This is a genomic window from Candidatus Accumulibacter sp. ACC012 (assembly GCF_907163155.1).
Taxonomy (GTDB): Bacteria; Pseudomonadota; Gammaproteobacteria; order Burkholderiales; family Rhodocyclaceae; genus Accumulibacter; species Accumulibacter delftensis.
In genome coordinates, this window is sequence record NZ_CAJQUC010000022.1 from 44,033 (window position 1) to 57,151 (window position 13,119).

Annotated in this window: 15 protein-coding genes and 1 pseudogene; 15 read left to right on the forward strand and 1 reads right to left on the reverse strand. The window is 62.6% G+C overall.

Features of this window, described 5'->3' with window-relative positions:
* Positions 1 to 61 precede the first annotated feature (61 nt).
* A pseudogene (locus tag QZ648_RS20985) lies at positions 62 to 778 on the reverse strand ((Fe-S)-binding protein); the annotation flags it as partial.
* A gap of 139 nt (positions 779 to 917) precedes the next feature.
* On the opposite strand from QZ648_RS20985, the gene QZ648_RS20990 reads away from it, so the two are divergent.
* The 15 genes from QZ648_RS20990 to QZ648_RS21060 all read left to right on the forward strand — a co-directional run bounded on the left by QZ648_RS20990 (position 918) and on the right by QZ648_RS21060 (position 13,041).
* Positions 918 to 1,700: an IclR family transcriptional regulator gene (locus QZ648_RS20990; RefSeq protein WP_169066615.1), complete on the forward strand. Its 783-nt coding sequence runs from the start codon at positions 918 to 920 to the stop codon at positions 1,698 to 1,700.
* An 86-nt stretch (positions 1,701 to 1,786) separates the two neighbouring features.
* Positions 1,787 to 2,650 carry a DMT family transporter gene (locus QZ648_RS20995; protein WP_169066616.1) on the forward strand — a complete coding sequence of 288 codons (864 nt, stop codon included), beginning with the start codon at positions 1,787 to 1,789 and terminating at the stop codon, positions 2,648 to 2,650.
* Positions 2,647 to 3,225, forward strand: coding sequence for a crossover junction endodeoxyribonuclease RuvC (gene ruvC, locus QZ648_RS21000; RefSeq protein ID WP_291998197.1), 579 nt, complete (start codon positions 2,647 to 2,649; stop codon positions 3,223 to 3,225). The genes QZ648_RS20995 and ruvC overlap by 4 nt, the downstream gene beginning before the upstream one ends.
* Positions 3,222 to 3,797, forward strand: coding sequence for a Holliday junction branch migration protein RuvA (gene ruvA / locus QZ648_RS21005; RefSeq protein WP_169066617.1), 576 nt, complete (start codon positions 3,222 to 3,224; stop codon positions 3,795 to 3,797). The genes ruvC and ruvA overlap by 4 nt, the downstream gene beginning before the upstream one ends.
* 125 nt (positions 3,798 to 3,922) lie before the next feature.
* Positions 3,923 to 4,987, forward strand: a complete 1,065-nt coding sequence (ruvB, locus tag QZ648_RS21010) for a Holliday junction branch migration DNA helicase RuvB (protein ID WP_169066618.1) — start codon at positions 3,923 to 3,925, stop codon at positions 4,985 to 4,987.
* 75 nt (positions 4,988 to 5,062) lie between these two features.
* Positions 5,063 to 5,506, forward strand: coding sequence for a tol-pal system-associated acyl-CoA thioesterase (gene ybgC, locus QZ648_RS21015; RefSeq protein ID WP_291998198.1), 444 nt, complete (start codon positions 5,063 to 5,065; stop codon positions 5,504 to 5,506).
* Positions 5,503 to 6,180: a protein TolQ gene (gene tolQ, locus QZ648_RS21020; protein WP_169066620.1), complete on the forward strand. Its 678-nt coding sequence runs from the start codon at positions 5,503 to 5,505 to the stop codon at positions 6,178 to 6,180. Before ybgC ends, tolQ begins: the two co-directional genes overlap by 4 nt.
* A 4-nt stretch (positions 6,181 to 6,184) precedes the next feature.
* Positions 6,185 to 6,589, forward strand: a complete 405-nt coding sequence (gene tolR, locus QZ648_RS21025) for a protein TolR (RefSeq protein WP_169066621.1) — start codon at positions 6,185 to 6,187, stop codon at positions 6,587 to 6,589.
* 10 nt (positions 6,590 to 6,599) lie between these two features.
* Complete coding sequence (gene tolA / locus QZ648_RS21030) at positions 6,600 to 7,670, forward strand: cell envelope integrity protein TolA (protein WP_291998199.1); 1,071 nt, start codon at positions 6,600 to 6,602, stop codon at positions 7,668 to 7,670.
* 178 nt (positions 7,671 to 7,848) lie between these two features.
* Positions 7,849 to 9,141 (forward strand): Tol-Pal system beta propeller repeat protein TolB, encoded by a 1,293-nt coding sequence (gene tolB / locus QZ648_RS21035; protein WP_169066622.1) that lies wholly within the window; start codon positions 7,849 to 7,851, stop codon positions 9,139 to 9,141.
* Between the two features lie 52 nt (positions 9,142 to 9,193).
* Positions 9,194 to 9,718 carry a peptidoglycan-associated lipoprotein Pal gene (gene pal / locus QZ648_RS21040; protein WP_291998200.1) on the forward strand — a complete coding sequence of 175 codons (525 nt, stop codon included), beginning with the start codon at positions 9,194 to 9,196 and terminating at the stop codon, positions 9,716 to 9,718.
* A gap of 25 nt (positions 9,719 to 9,743) precedes the next feature.
* Complete coding sequence (ybgF, locus tag QZ648_RS21045) at positions 9,744 to 10,532, forward strand: tol-pal system protein YbgF (protein WP_291998201.1); 789 nt, start codon at positions 9,744 to 9,746, stop codon at positions 10,530 to 10,532.
* 4 nt (positions 10,533 to 10,536) lie between these two features.
* Positions 10,537 to 11,202: a 7-carboxy-7-deazaguanine synthase QueE gene (queE, locus tag QZ648_RS21050; RefSeq protein WP_291998202.1), complete on the forward strand. Its 666-nt coding sequence runs from the start codon at positions 10,537 to 10,539 to the stop codon at positions 11,200 to 11,202.
* A 20-nt stretch (positions 11,203 to 11,222) separates the two neighbouring features.
* Complete coding sequence (locus tag QZ648_RS21055; RefSeq protein WP_291998203.1) at positions 11,223 to 11,600, forward strand: PilZ domain-containing protein; 378 nt, start codon at positions 11,223 to 11,225, stop codon at positions 11,598 to 11,600.
* A gap of 55 nt (positions 11,601 to 11,655) precedes the next feature.
* Positions 11,656 to 13,041 (forward strand): hypothetical protein, encoded by a 1,386-nt coding sequence (locus QZ648_RS21060; RefSeq protein ID WP_291998204.1) that lies wholly within the window; start codon positions 11,656 to 11,658, stop codon positions 13,039 to 13,041.
* The last annotated feature ends 78 nt before the right edge of the window (positions 13,042 to 13,119 follow it).

Here is a 13,119-nt window from a genome sequence, read left to right on the forward strand (position 1 = left end):
CGGCGTTGTCGGCGCTGTCGGCGCTATTTGCGACAGGGCCGGCGACGGCGGACTCGTAGACTCCGGCGAGCACCTCGGCGATGTGCAGCACGCGCGTGCGCCGGTCACCCATGCGCCGCAGCTTGCCTTCTATATTGAGCAGGCAGCCGAGGTCGCCGCCAACAACGGCGTCGGCGTCCGCCAGGCGCAGGTTCACGCACTTCTTCTCGGCGATGGCCGCCGAAATATCGCCAAACTTGAGCGAGAAAGCACCGCCAAAGCCACAACACTCCTCGGCAGCCGGCATTTCCTTGAGCGTCAGGCCGGGCACGCGCGCCAGCAGCGCGCGTGCTTGCGCGCGGATGCCGAGGCCACGCAGAGCGCTGCATGAATCATGGTAAGTGACGCTGCCGGCAAACTCGCCGGGCACGGCATCGACGTTCAGGACGCTGACCAGAAAATCGCTGAGTTCGTAGCAGCGTCCGGCCAGGCGTTCGGCGCGGCTGCGCCAGGGCGGGTCGTCGGCAAACAGCGTCGGGTAAGCATTCCGGATCTGGTCGGCACAAGAACCGCTGGGAACGACCAGGTAGGCAAAGGCTTCGAACTCGGCAATCGTCTTCCTGGCCAGCGCGACCGCCGCCAGCTGGTCGCCGCTGCTGTACGCGGGCTGGCCGCAGCAGGTCTGGCTGGCCGGAACTTCGACCTCACAGCCGGCGGCCTCGAGCAGCCGGATGGTCGCGAAGCCGACGCTCGGGCGCATCAGATCGACCAAACAGCTTACGAACAGGGCAACGCGCATGATGGTAAGATATTGCGCCGCACAAGGTAGGGTGGGCGAGTGGCAGAACGAGCAATAGTAGTCTCCCGCAGGCGAAAACAAAAGCTTGCAGAAACTTGCGACGCTTGCGGACGCTGCCGAAAGGATCGACAGGAAGGAAATGGCGGAACAGCAGGCAGAAAAGACTTCGATTCAGGTCATCGAGCGCATGATGTCGCTGCTCGATGTGCTGGCCGATCTCCCCGACCCGGTGAGTCTCAAGGTGCTGGCGAAGAACAGCGGCCTGCACCCGTCAACGACGCACCGGATTCTGGCGGCGATGACCAGCGCCGCGGTCGTCGAGCGCCACGAAAACGGCAGCTACACGCTCGGCATCCGGCTGCTCGAACTCGGCAACCTGGTCAAGTCGCGGATCAACATCCGCCAGGTCGCCCTGCCATACATGCAGCAACTGCATGAGAGCATTGGCGAAGCCGTCAATCTCGGCATTCGCCACGACGACGAGATCATCTACGTCGAACGGACTTCGAGCGGCCGCTCGCTGGTGCGTGTCGTCTATCTGGTGGGTGGTCGGGCACCCTTGCACCTGACTTCGGTGGGCAAGCTGTTTCTCGCTGCCGACAGCACCGCGGCTGTGCGCGCCTATGCCCGTCGTACCGGTCTGCCGGGCAAGACGCCACATTCGCTGACGCGCCTCGACGCGCTCGAAAAAGAACTCGACAAAATTCGCCGCCATGAAGTGGCTTTTGACAATGAAGAGGCGGAGATCGGCCTGCGCTGTATCGCCGCACCGATCCGCGACGACGAAGATCAGCTGGTCGCCGGCCTTTCCGTTTCGGCGCCCAGCGATCGGCACAACCCCGACTGGGCGAAGCCGATCAAGGCCATCGCCGAGGACATCGCGCGCGCCCTGGGCCATCAACAAACAGTGCGGCGCAGCTAAGGCGCGCGCTGGCGATGATTGCGCCGCGTGCCGTCTTGCAGGCGCGATGCTTGCTAGACTCTTGCCCCTGCCACGGAGCCCATTGAATGTCCCTTCCGCCGTCGCTGCTGCCCTTTCTGTTTGTCTTTCTGTGGAGCACAGGCTTCATTGGCGCCAAGTTCGGCCTGCCCTACGCCGAGCCCTTGACCTTCCTGCTCACTCGTTACCTGCTGGTGCTGACGCTGATGCTTCCCTTTGTGCTGCTGACGCGCGCGCCGTGGCCCGCCAATCCGCGTCAGTTCTTCCATATCGCCGTTTCCGGCGTGCTGGTGCACTGCGTCTATCTGGGCGGCGTGTTCATGGCCATCAAGCACGGTTTGCCGGCGGGGGTAACTGCACTGGTGGTCGGCATGCAGCCGCTGCTGACCGCCTGCGGAGCCGGCTTCCTGCTCGGCGAACGCGTCTCGCCGCGGCAATGGCTGGGCCTGGCACTGGGCTTCGCCGGGGTGAGCCTGGTCGTCGCCAACAAGCTTGGCGACGTAGCGTTGGCAGCAATGCTCGTTCCGGCCATTGCCGCGCTGCTCGGCATTACTCTCGGCACCCTGTATCAGAAGCGCTTCTGCCCGAGATTTGATCTGCGTACCGGATCGGTGATCCAGTTCCTGCCGACGGCGATCATCACCGCGCTGGTCGCCTCGGCGACCGAGAGCATGGCCATCGAGTGGACGCCGCAGTTTGTCTTCGCCCTCCTGTGGCTGGTTCTGGTGCTCTCGGTCGGAGCGATCAGCCTGCTCAATGTGCTGATCCGCAGCGGCAGCGCGGTCAATGTCGCCACTCTGTTCTACCTGACGCCGCCAAGCACGGCGCTCATCGCCTGGCTGCTCTTCGACGAAACGCTGAGCGGCCTGGCGGTCGCCGGCATGGTGCTGGCGGTCAGCGGCGTTTATCTGGCCCGCGCCACACCGCGATGAGGGACTGCGCTCAGGATGGCAGAGCACGCCCATTGCGCATTCTCGGAATCGACCCGGGCTTGCGCATCACCGGTTTCGGGCTGATCGAAAAAAACGGCAACCGGCTGGCCTATCTGGCCAGCGGCTGCATCAAGACCGATGCCAGCACCCCTCTGCCCAGCCGCCTGGGGACGATACACGCCGAACTGCTGACGCTGGTCGCCCGCCACCAACCCGACCAGGCAGCCGTCGAAATTGTCTTCGTCAATATCAATCCACAATCGACGCTGCGCCTCGGCCAGGCGCGTGGCGCGGCGATCACCGCGCTGGTCGTCAGTGGCCTCGAAGTCGCCGAGTACACCGCCCTGCAGGTTAAACAGGCAGTGGTCGGCAACGGTCACGCCGACAAGGTGCAGGTGCAACACATGGTGCAGCGCCTGTTGTCCCTGTCGGCCGAACCGAGCCCGGATGCCGCCGATGCCCTGGCCTGCGCGATTGCGCATGCGCACGGTGGCCAGGGCATCGGGCAATTAGGCAGCCGCGGCCTGCACGTTCGCAATGGCCGCTGGCTGGTCGCCAAGGAGAGCAAACGATGATCAGCCGTATTAGTGGCATCCTGCTGGAAAAAAATCCGCCGCAGGTGGTGGTCGATGTGCATGGCGTCGGCTATGAACTCGATGTCCCGATGAGCACTTTCTACAACCTGCCCGACAACGGCGAGAAGCTCAGCCTGCTGACCCATTTCGTGGTCCGCGAGGATGGGCATTTTCTCTACGGCTTCGCCAGCGAAGGCGAGCGCTTCGCATTTCGTCAGCTGCTCAAGATCACCGGCGTCGGCGCACGCATGGCGCTGTCGGTGCTGTCAGGCCTGTCGGTCGGCGACCTGGCGCAGGTCGTTGCCCGTCAGGAAGTCGGCAGACTGACCAAGGTGCCGGGAATCGGCACCAAGACTGCCGAACGCCTGTTGCTCGAACTCAAGGGCAAGCTCGCCGAGGCGCTGCCGACAAGCACCGTGGCCGTCGCCGACAGCCGCAGTGACATTCTCAATGCGCTGTTGGCGCTGGGTTACAATGAGCGCGAAGGAGGCGCCGCAATGAGGCAGTTGCCAGCCGAAATCACGACTTCCGACGGCATTCGGCAGGCGCTCAAGTTGCTGTCAAAAGTCTGAACCGCGCGTGAATCCATGAACCCTGGCCACCAGCAACTGATCCAGATCGCCGCTGTTGCGCTGCTGCTGATGCACGCTGGTCCTCGGTCGGCTGCCGAGCTGGCGGTCGAAGCCGGGAAGCAGCCATGATCGAAAGCGACGATATCGGCACCGTGCCGATCGAGCGGCTGATTTCGGGCGAGTCGAAATCGACGCAGGAAGAAGCCATTGAGCGCGCGCTGCGGCCGCGACGGCTGGCCGATTACGTCGGTCAGGCAAAGATTCGCGAGCAACTGGCAATCTTCATCGAGGCCGCCAAACGACGCCGCGACACGCTCGACCATGTTCTCCTCTTCGGCCCGCCGGGGCTGGGGAAAACGACACTGGCGCACATCATCGCGGCCGAGATGGGCGTCAACCTGCGCTCGACTTCGGGACCGGTACTCGAAAGGGCCGGCGATCTGGCGGCGATCCTGACCAATCTCGATGCCCACGACGTGCTGTTTATCGATGAGATCCATCGCCTGTCACCGGTCGTCGAAGAGATCCTCTATCCGGCACTGGAAGACTTCCAGATCGACATCATGATCGGCGAGGGTCCGGCAGCGCGCTCGGTCAAACTTGATCTGCCGCCGTTCACGCTGGTTGGCGCGACCACCCGCGCCGGTATGCTCACCAACCCGCTGCGCGACCGCTTCGGTATCGTCTCCAGGCTCGAGTTCTACACCCCCGAGGAGCTGACACAGATCGTCACCCGCTCGTCGCAGTTGCTCAAGGTGCCAACCGATGGCGGCGGCGCGCTGGAGATCGCACGCCGTTCGCGTGGCACGCCGCGGGTTGCCAACCGGCTGCTGCGACGGGTGCGCGACTTCGCCGAAGTCAAGGCCTCCGGCCGGATCACCAGCGAGGTCGCCGACGCGGCGCTGCTGATGCTCGACGTCGACCACGGCGGCCTCGACGTCATGGACCGCAAGCTTTTGTCAGCGATAATCGACAAGTTCGGCGGCGGCCCGGTCGGTGTCGACAACCTCGCTGCGGCCATTGGCGAGGCACGCGACACCATCGAGGATGTCCTCGAACCCTACCTGATTCAACAAGGCTTCCTGCAGCGCACGCCGCGCGGTCGCGTGGCGACGGCGGCCGTTTACCGGCACCTGGGCCTGGAAAACCTGCTCGGCGAGGCGCAGGTCGAGCTCTGGCGAAACACCTGAACGGCGAGCGCACAGGCGCGGTCACAAAAGCTTACTTTCTACACGAAGAAAGCTGCATTAGAATCTGATCCTACGATGAAATCTCCACTCAAGCTCAGCACTTTTTCGATTCCCGTTCGGATCTATTACGAAGACACCGACGCTGGCGGGGTCGTCTATTACGCCAACTATCTCAAGTTCCTCGAACGCTGCCGTAGCGAATGGCTGCGCGCAATCGGCCATCAGCAGGCCGAGCTGCTGCATGACCCGGGAATTGCCTTCGTCGTACGCAGTGTCCAGGTCGACTTCCTGAAGCCGGCACGCCTGGACGATCAGCTGCTGGTCGATCTCGAAGTCGAGAAAATCAGCCGCGCGCAGATCTTCTTTCGCCAGACCATCCGGCGCGCCGACGAGAGCCTGGCAGGCGGCTCGGGTGAACTGCTCAGCGCGACCGTGCACCTCGTTTGTGTAACCGCGGCACAGATGAAGCCAACTTCGATTCCCGCATTTCTGCGGTCCCAACTGGAAGCACTGCAATGAACGTCTCGCAAGACCTCTCGATCCTGCACTTGATCCTCAACGCCAGCGCCGTCGTGCAGGCGGTCATGCTGTTGCTGGCCGGTGTTTCGTTCATGTCCTGGTACTACATTTTCCGCAAGTGGTTCACGGTTAGAGCGGCACGATCGCAAAGCGAGCAGTTCGAGCGCGACTTCTGGAGCGGCGGCGATCTCAACAGCCTTTACCAGAGCGCCATCAACGACCGCCACAGCACCGGCAGCATGGAACGTATCTTCGAAGCCGGATTTCGCGAGTTCACCAAACTGCGCAGCCAGAAACACCTCGACGCCAAGGATGTCATCGACGGCTCGCGCCGTGCCATGCGCGCCACCTATCAGCGCGAGATGGACAGCATCGACTCGCATCTTGCCTTTCTCGCTTCGGTCGGCTCGGTGAGTCCCTACGTCGGCCTGTTCGGAACCGTCTGGGGAATCATGCATTCCTTCCGCGGCCTCGCCAACGTCGGCCAGGCGACGCTCTCGGCGGTTGCCCCGGGGATTGCCGAAGCGCTGGTGGCAACGGCCATCGGCCTCTTCGCGGCCATTCCGGCAGTGGTCGCCTACAACCGCTTCGCGCACGAGATCGACCGCCTGTCGTCGCGCTTCGAGTCGTTCATGGAGGAGTTCTCGAACATTCTGCAGCGGCAAGTGAGGTAAAACCATGCGTCCGCGCCGCCTGAAAAACGAGATCAACGTCGTCCCCTATATCGACGTCATGCTGGTGCTGCTGGTGATCTTCATGGTCACCGCACCGATGATGACCACCGCCAGCATCGACGTACCGTCGGTCGCCAAAGCGGCACAGCCCCCAGCCGACGCGCTGCAAGTGAATGTCCGCGCCGACGGGTCCCTGACCCTGTTGGCGCCGGGGGGCAGCGAAACTCCCGTGAAAAGCAGCCAACTGCCCGCGGAGATTCGCGCCGCACAGGCTAGCAACCCGGAACTGGCGGTGGTCATCGTTGGCGACCGCAGTGTCAAGTATGAAGCAGTGCTCAAGGTAATGGACGAGTTGCAGCGCAACGAGGTCAAACGCATCGGCCTGCTCGTCCAACTGTCCGGCAAGTGAGTTCGGGCCAGTGAACTCTGTCGACCTGCAAACGCCCCCGCTCGCCGCCGAACCGACCAAATGGCCCTCGCTGGCGCTGGCTGCGCTCGTCCATTTGCTGCTCATCGGCGCCTTGTTCTTCGGCGTGCAATGGAAGAGCAAAGCCCCGAAGTCGGTCGAAGTCGAGGTCTGGCGCAGCGCGCCAGCGCCAGCTCAGCCGATCAAGGCCGCAGCAGCACCTGAAGCCAAAGCGGAGCCAAAGCCCGAGGTAAAGCCGACACCACTACCGCCTGCAAAGCCGAAACCGGCGCCGGAACCGAAGCCCGAGCCCAAGCCTGAACCGAAGCCCGAGCCCAAGCCGGCACCGAAGCCGGCACCGAAGCCAGAACCAAAGCCAGAGCCGAAGCCAGAGCCGAAGCCAGAGCCGAAGCCAGAGCCGAAGCTCAAGCCGGACATTGCGCTGAAAGACGAGAAGAAACCCAAGGAAGCGCCCAGAAAGGAAGAAGTCAAGGAGCCGCCGAAGAAAGAAGTGCCGAAGCCAAAGGAAGCGCCGAAGAAGGAAGAGCCGAAAGCGAAAGAAACAGCGAAGAAGGAAGAACCCAGGCCCAAGGAAACGCCCAAGAAGGAAGAGCCCAAGCCACAAGCGGAGCGCCGCCCAAGTTTTGAAGACGAGCTGGCACGCGAGAAAGTGCAGATAGAAAAGCAGAAAGCAGCGCAGGAAGCGAAGCAGAAGGCGGCCGAGAAAGCCGCTCAGGACCAGCGCGCCCGCGCCGACGCCCTGGATCGTCAGCGCAAGCAGTTACAAGCCGAGGAGGCAGCACGCGGCTTGGCCGAGTACATGGACAAGGTACGTGGCAAGATTCGCGGCAACATCGCACTACCGCCAGGCATCCAGGGAAATCCCGAAGCGGTGTTCGAGGTCACCCAACTGCCAAGCGGCGACATTCTCGACGTCAAGATCCGCCGCTCTAGCGGCAATGCGGCCCTCGACGCCGCCGTCGAGCGCGCGATCCGTAGATCGTCACCCTTGCCAAAGCCACCTAACCCGGAGCTTTTCGATCGCGAAATAAAGATCCCCTATCGTCCACGCGACGACAGCTAGCGACCGCCATCGGTCTCGCCGCAAAGGTCTCCGGGTGGTCGCTCAATGGCGCTGCCGAAACCGATAGCTGGCGGCTGTTCCCGCCACCTGGCAAGCGACACTCGACGCCATAATTTTTTGTTACAAATACCAGGAATGCAAAGGCGATATAATCGCGCATTCTGTATTGGATCATGCCATGTCAAGAATACTCTGCCAACTCCGTCGTATCGGCCTGCTTGCCATCTGTGCGCTTGCTCTGCTGCAGGCTTCGGCACATGCCCAATTGACCATCGAGATTACTGGCGCTGGGGCCAACCGCATTCCCGTGGCCATCGCGGAATTTGGCGGTGATCCGGCCGCTTCCCGGATTCTGACTTCGGTCATCCGTGGCGACCTGGAACGTAGCGGCCTGTTCAAGATGATCGACACCAGCGGCGAGGCTATCACGGAGACCACCCCGCCAAATTTCGCGGACTGGAAAAGTCGGGGTGCCGACGCGCTCGCCGCCGGCAGCATCGGCTTGAGTCCTGATGGGCGCCAGGAAGCACGCTTCCGGCTTTACGACGTCAGCCGGGAGACAGTCCTCGGCGGATCTGCTTTCGTGACCTCAAAAGCGATGCTGCGCGCTGCCGGACACCGCATCGCAGACGTGATCTACGAAAAGCTGACCGGCGAACCGGGCGTTTTCTCGACGCGAATTGCCTATGTGGTCCGGGTCAATGCCACGCGCTACGAGTTGCACATTGCCGACGCTGACGGACAAAACTCGCAAGTGGCGCTGATCTCGAAAGAACCGATTATTTCGCCCTCCTGGTCGCCGGATGGCGACCGCCTGGCTTACGTCTCCTTCGAAAACAAGAAACCGGTGGTGTATGCTCACTCGCTGGCTTCCGGCAAGCGCGTCGTGGTGGCCAATTTCAAGGGCTCGAACTCGGCGCCGGCATGGTCGCCAGACGGCCGCCGTGTAGCCGTGGTGCTCAGCAAGGAAGGTGGTTCGCAGATCTTTCTCGTCAATGCCGACGGCACCGGTGCACAACGCCTGACGAGTAGCAGCGCAATCAATACCGAACCCTACTTTTCCCCGGATGGACAATTCGTCTATTTCACCTCCGACCGTGGCGGCAGCCCTCAGATCTACCGGGTCGGGATCGGCGGTGGCGACGTGGAGAGGGTAAGCTTCGAAGGTAGTTACAATGTCAGCCCTCGCCTTTCGCCAGATGGCAAGTCGATGGCCTTCATCAGCCGGCGTGATGGAGGCTTTCGTTTGAGCGTGATGGACCTGGCAAGCAGGCAGGTGCAGGTTCTGACCGACTCATACAAAGATGAATCACCGACTTTTGCGCCGAACGGCCGGATGATTCTGATTGCCACCGAGTCTGGTGGTCGTGGAGTGCTGTCTGCAGTATCTACCGATGGCCGCATCAAACAGCGTCTCTCCATTTCGGCGGGCGATGTTCGTGAGCCGGCCTGGGGTCCATTCAACAAGTAATTTGCCGCTTTATTTGCCGCTTTAATTGCCATTTTGTGCAGGAGATAGATTCATGAAACAACTCGTCATCCCGGCTGCTATAGCGCTTCTGCTGGCGGCCTGCAGCTCGACACCCGACGCCGACAAAGCCGGCGGCGGTGCGCCGGTTGAGTCGCGCGGACCGGGAGTGGCCACCGTCACCACAGGCGGTGTCGACAGCCAGCGCTTGCCCCCCGAGCTCACCGACCCAAACAATATTCTTTCCAAGCGCAGCGTCTATTTCGATTACGACAACTTCGAAGTGAAAGCTGAATACCGGGATCTGGTCGCTTCGCACGCCAAGTTCCTCACCCAGAACCGGCAGTTCAGGATACTCATCCAGGGCAACACCGACCAGCGCGGCAGCCGCGAATACAACCTGGCGCTCGGTCAGAAGCGCGCTGACGCGGTGAAGAGAATGCTGGCCTTGCTCGGCGCTCAGGAAGAGCAGCTCGAGGCGGTTAGCCTGGGCGAGGAGAAGCCAAAAAATGAAGGCCAGAACGATGCCGCTTGGGCGCAGAACCGCCGTGCCGACATGCTCTATAACGGTGAGTTCTAGGATGCCGGGACCCTGCAGCGGTCGCTTGCCGACCAGAACACGCGTCATTTCGATCGCCCTGTTGCTCGCCGCCCTCGGCGCGCAACAGGCGCACGCCGGTCTCTTTGACGACGATGAGGCGAGGCGCCAGGTCAGCGATCTGCAGCTCAAGTCGAACGAGCGCCTGGACACGGTTGCAAAAGGTCAAATGGAGCTGGCCAATCAAATTCAGGCGCTGCGCGACGAAAACGCCCGCCTGCGCGGCCAGGTCGAGACGCTCAACTACGAGCTCGATGCGGCCACGAAGCGGCAAAAAGACTTCTACATCGACCTCGACACTCGCCTGCGCAAACTCGAGACACCTTCGGCGTCAGCAGCGTCGGCGACTGCGGCCGGCGCGGCCGTCAAACCGGCAGACGACAGCAGTCCGGCAAGCGAAGCTCCTCGGAAAGTCGCCAGCGACCCGGCCACCGAAACGCGCGAGTACGAGGCAGCGCTGAATCTGTTTCGCGCGAACAAGCTCAAAGAGGCGGCGGCGGCCTTCGAAACGTTCGCCAGGGCGCATCCGGACAGCACGCTGACCCCGAACGCTTACTACTGGCTCGGCAACGCCCATTACGCCATGCGTGATTGCCGTCGGGCGCTCGAAGCACAGCGCCTCGTCGGCAGCAAATGGCCGGCGCACGCCAAGGCCCCCGATGCACTGCTCAACGTCGCCACCTGCCAGCAGGAGCTCGGCGACAGCAAGAGTGCCAAGAATACCCTGGACGCGCTGCTGGCCAAGTATCCGGACAGCTCGGCGGCGAAAGCCGCCAGGCAACGCCTGAAAAAATAGGCGCTTGGCCGCCACGCGCAAAGTGCTGACGCTCAAGATCAGCGAGATTTTCCTGTCCCTGCAGGGTGAAAGTTCGCGGGTTGGCTTGCCGACGGTCTTTGTCCGCCTGACCGGCTGTCCCCTGCGTTGTGTGTGGTGCGACACGGCCTACGCCTTTGCCGGCGGTCAGACGATGTCGCTGCCCGAGATTCTCGCCGCAGTCACCGTCGCCGCTCGCGACGTCGGCCGGGTCTGCGTGACCGGCGGCGAACCGCTCGCCCAGCCGGCTTGCTTGCCACTGCTCAGCGCTCTCTGTGACGCCGGCCACGCCGTTTCTCTGGAAACCTCGGGCGCCCTCGATATTGGCCAGGTCGACGCGCGCGTGGCACGCGTCGTCGACATCAAAGCCCCCGGCTCCGGCGAGAGCGATCGGAATCGTTGGCAGAACCTGGCCCTGCTGACCGCCAACGACGAGCTCAAATTCGTCCTCAAAGACCGCTCCGACTACGAATGGGCACGTCAAATGATCGAGGAACGGCAGCTTGCAGCCCTCTGTCCGCTGCTTTTTTCACCGGTGGACAACGAGTTGCCAGCGGCAACGCTGGCCGACTGGTTGGTCGCCGACCGCCTGCCAGTGCGCTTCCAGTTGCAGCTGCACAAGATTCTTTGGGGTAAGCTGCGAGGCAAGTAAACCCTTGCGAAAGAGCAGCCATGACCGAGCAACGGCGTCACTATGCGCGCATTGCCTTCGCTTCACCGGCCCAGTTACTGCTTCCTGAGCAGCGCTCCGAAGTCTTGCTCTTGGTCCTCGACCTTTCCCTGCGCGGTGCACTGGTCCAACTGCCACAGCTGCCCGCGCACGCCGAGCTTGGGCCCGGAGCAGCCGCCGAACTCCGCATCACCCTCGACGACGGCGGCACGAAAATTTGCATGCAGACCACCGTCGTGCACCGCAAAGGCCACCGGATAGGGCTCGCCTGCCAGGGCATCGATGTCGATAGCGTCACCCACCTGCGGCGTCTGGTCGAACTGAACGCCGGCGACCCCGAGCTACTGGAGCGCGAGCTTTCGGCACTTCTCGCCACGTAGTCGGCACCACCAGACGAGCGCTTGAGCGACCATTCAAAAACAGGGAGAAGAAACCATGTCGGAGAAAAAGGCGAACACACACAGTTGGCGCGGCTTCCCGGCCACTGCCGGGCTGTGCGCTTGGGCGTTTTCCCTTTCACTAAGCGCAGCACCGGCGCTGGAAGAAGTGGCTGCCGGCGTCAAGCTCGATCCGGCGCAGATTTCCGTGTCGGGGATTTCCTCGGGCGGCTTCATGGCGCACCAGTTCCACCTGGCGCACTCGCAGCACATCATGGGTGCCGGCATCGTCGCTGGCGGACCCTACTACTGCGCTCGTGGCAACATTGTCGACGCGCTCACGCGTTGCAGTCGGTTCGCGACGCTCGAATGCCTGGCCTCCAAACTGGACCCCAAACTGTGCGGCCAGACCGACCTGGCGCCAAAAAACAGAAGTGAGATCGAACGCGCGGCAGCTGCGTCTTTCGCCGAGGCGCGCAAGCAGGAGAACGCCGGCAAGATCAGTGCGCTCGCCAACCTGCGCGACGACAAGATCTATCTGTTCAGCGGCAGCTACGACGAGATCGTCCCGAACGAGGTGATGGCCACTGTTTTCCGCTTCTATGCCGATCCCGACAAGGGCGGCGTGCGGCAAGGCAACATCGACTTCAGCAGCACTTTCCCGGCTCGCCACACGATGGTCCGCGACAGCTTTGGCAAGCCCGCCGGCAGCGTAGTTGGCGACTGTGCCCTGCCGCCGGCGCCACCTCCTGCGGCGGAGCGCAACGCCTACATCGACGACTGCCAGGCGGTGGCCAAGCAGCACCTGGAAAAAAACCACTGCACTTGTCCGGACGCCCCCGCGGCCGGCGAGGAAGCCACTGCAGCGTGTCCGCCGCCCGACAAACTTGCGGTCTGCAAGGATCTGCAAGACGTCGATCTCGCCGGCGCCATTCTCGAACGTATCTACGGCGCGCAGGCGCTGAGCAAGGGACGTATGCAGGTGCAGGAGAGCGAGCTGCGCGCCTTCGACCAACGCAAGGTTTTCGGCAAGTTTTCGAACATTCCGTATACCGCGCTGCAGAATGCCTCGATGGCCAGAGAAGGCTATGTATTCATTCCCGAGGCCTGCAAAGATGGTCGCCAGTGCAAGCTGCACATTGCCTTCCACGGCTGCAAGCAAGGGGGTACAAGCGACTATCGGCCAGGCCATACGGGCAACCTGTTCGCCAAGTACGCCGGCTACAACGAATGGGCCAAAGCCAACGACATGCTTGTTCTCTATCCGCAGATTCAGGCGCGCAGCCTGGGCCCGGTCAATCCGCGCGGCTGCTGGGACTGGTGGGGGCAGAATTACACCCACGCCGGCTACCACACCCGGGATGGCAAACAGATCAAGGCCGTCGCGCAGATGATCAACAGTCTTGTCGGTGGGCAGCCCTTACTGGAAGTGCCGCCGGAGTGAAACGATGCGCTGCAGCGGGCGCCGCCAGAAAGCAAAAGCCGTGCGGCTAGGCGCAGAATGAATCACGGCTACTCACAG